Consider the following 2,517-nt stretch of genomic DNA (forward strand, 5'->3'; position numbering starts at 1 on the left):
TGAGAGCGCCTTCGCGGCATCATTCAGGTTCGCAAACCAAATTTCGCGTTGGCGGCGGACGCGGCCGCCGCGCTCCAAGGTGGCGACGTCCTCTTTGAATTCGCGGCGCGCTTGCTCCACCGGCCCCACTCGGATGACGACCGTACGGCTCACGGCTTTTCCTCTCGTTTCAAGCGCTCAACGTCTCGCGCAAAGTCGGCGAGCAACTGATCAACGCTCGTGAACACATACGGCCGCCGCACCTCCTGCGCCCTGGGCATCAAGCCTATCCTGCCACAGCCACGAGTGCCACCTCAAGCGAAGCCCGGCCCTTTCGTACGCCCCCGATGCTGCTGACACGCCACAACAGCATCGCTGACGCCTTGGCGCTTCAGCCATGTGGCAGTTGACCGAAGCGTAGCACTTGCGCGGCGACCATTGTGTTGCCAAGGGAAAAACAGATATAGCAGCTGCGCGGTTGATTAGTCCTGGAGGTACCTCTTGAAGGCTCGCAGTTCCATAGCGGGACGAGCATCACCGACATTTGTGTGGACCTGTTCAACCTTGTTTGGATTTGACGGCCGACTCGTGTTATGGGCCGAGGCGGCAAGAGAGGGTATCAGTTGACAATGAGGAAGAGAGCATTGCGATGCAGCGGCTTAGGGCTGGCGCTGCTCCTGCAATGTCTCACTCTGCCCTCGCGTGCCCTGGCGTGCGTCGTGGGCACCGGCACGGGTACGTGCACCGAGGCAGCGCTGAATACCTGCCTCCCCGGCGGCGGGAGTTTCGACGGCACCGTGACCTTCAACTGCGGTGGCGCCGCCACGATTACCGTCAGCAGCACCAAGACCATTAGTGCCGACACCACCCTTGATGGCGGGAGTCTGATCACGATCAGCGGCGGGCACTTCGTGGGCGTCTTCTCCGTGAACGCTGGTGTCACGTTTACGATCCAGAATCTGACCATCTCCAACGGCAATAGCGCGGGCAACGGCGGCGGCATCTACAACTGGGGCTCAGGCACGCTGACGGTCACCAACACCATCGTCGCCAATAGCACCTCGGGCGGCAATTGCGCCGGCAGCGTTACCGATGGCGGCCACAACATCGACAACGGCACGACGTGCGGCTTCACGGGCACCGGCTGCACCACCACCGGCAACTCGTTCTGTAACACGAACCCCCACCTCGACCCGGCAGGTTTAGCTAACAACGGTGGGCCGACCCAAACCATCGCCCTGTGTACAGGCACAGGTGCCCCCAGCGCTGGATGCACGGTGACGAGCCCCGGGATCAATGCCGGCGACGAGAGCGTATGTTCGACGACCACTGGCACTGCGCCCGTCGACAATCTAGACCAACGCGGCTTCATCCGGCCCGGTACGGACGCCGCCAACTGCTCCATCGGCGCCTTCGAAGCGAACTCGGCGTCGCCTTGCATCGGTGACTGCAATGGCAAGCGCTCGGTCACCGTCGATGAACTGCTCACTATGGTCAACATCGCCCTCGGGAACGCGCCAGTCACAACGTGCGAGGCCGGAGACGCGAATCACGATGGGCACATCACGGTCGATGAGATCCTCACGGCGGTGAACAATGCGCTGAACGGGTGTTGAGAAAGGAGAGGAACTGAACGGCGCTGGATGCTGGACACGTGTGGGGTTGGAAGGGAACGGTGAACTGGAATAGGTTTCCGCCGAGGTGACTCCCGTGCGCACCGTGGAACGTATCGTCGAGGAAATCCGGCGATTGCCCGGTAGGGACCGGCGCAAACTCTGCGCTGATACCGCGACGTCAAGGGTCGGTCAATCGAGCAGTGACCCTCTCCACCCAGTGCCGCAGCAGTGCGGCGTGCTGGGACAAGCGCCCCGCGATTTCCTCCGCCAAGTCTTCGTTATAGGTGTGCACGGTCAAGTTGCGATCGTCGGCCATGCCCAGTGCGAGGCGCGTCTCGTCTTCGTCGAGAATCCCGACCTCCAGCGACGCCCGAGCTACGCCCTTGGGCGAACCGAGATCGAGGCCTTCCACTTCCCGGAGGTAAAGCTGAACCGCCTTCCAGACAGCCTCGAACGTGTACTCGAAACGTTGCATCGCTGCATCCCGCTCGACCTTTGACCGCTCCGGCTTATGCGCCAGCTCATCCAGCGTGGAGAGGGCTTCGCGGGCCGTGGCGAGGCGTTGGGTCAATCGTTCCACGGAATGCCCTCAGCCAGAATGCTACGGCGAAACGCCTCACTCACGGTCGAAAGGTCGATGACCTCGACCCGGTACGGGATGTCACTTTCCTCCAGCGCCTCACGCAGACGGGCCAGCGTCCCCGGAATCAGTGGGGCCTCCGGTAACACCGCCACGTCGATGTCTGAGGTGCGGCGGGCGACGCCGCGCGCGCGTGACCCGAACAGAAACAGCCGGGCGCGTTGCGGTGCAAGAAACTTCACGACGATCCGCCGCGCCGCTTCCACATCGTCGCGTTCGCCACCCCTATTTGCGTAGGCCACAGCGGCAGTATTAGTCCTGACGACACAGCCGGTCAACGGC

The 2,517-nt window shown here is 62.6% G+C and carries 3 protein-coding genes; 1 reads left to right on the forward strand and 2 read right to left on the reverse strand.

Annotation, left to right across the window (positions count from 1 at the left end; genetic code table 11):
• Positions 1-608: 608 nt before the first annotated feature.
• The gene (locus tag VF515_19600) at positions 609-1,595 is read left to right on the forward strand and encodes a choice-of-anchor Q domain-containing protein (protein HEX7409839.1); all 987 of its coding nucleotides are present in this window, start codon (positions 609-611) and stop codon (positions 1,593-1,595) included.
• 178 nt (positions 1,596-1,773) lie between these two features.
• On the opposite strand, the gene VF515_19605 is transcribed toward VF515_19600, so the two are convergent.
• Together VF515_19605 and VF515_19610 are read right to left on the reverse strand one after the other, a co-directional pair.
• On the reverse strand, positions 1,774-2,175 hold the full coding sequence (locus VF515_19605) for a nucleotidyltransferase substrate binding protein (GenBank protein HEX7409840.1): 402 nt from the start codon (positions 2,173-2,175) through the stop codon (positions 1,774-1,776).
• The coding region (locus tag VF515_19610) for a nucleotidyltransferase domain-containing protein (protein ID HEX7409841.1) at positions 2,163-2,517 on the reverse strand (355 nt) is incomplete at its 5' end. The genes VF515_19610 and VF515_19605, both read right to left, overlap by 13 nt.

The organism is Candidatus Binatia bacterium, assembly GCA_036382395.1.
In the GTDB taxonomy this organism is placed as follows: Bacteria; Desulfobacterota; Binatia; order HRBIN30; family HRBIN30; genus JAGDMS01.

What these genes read in the sequence shown, in the direction of transcription:
- VF515_19600 (HEX7409839.1), top strand. Translation starts at nt 609, where the DNA reads ATGAGGAAGAGAGCATTGCGATGCAGCGGCTTAGGGCTGGCGCTGCTC.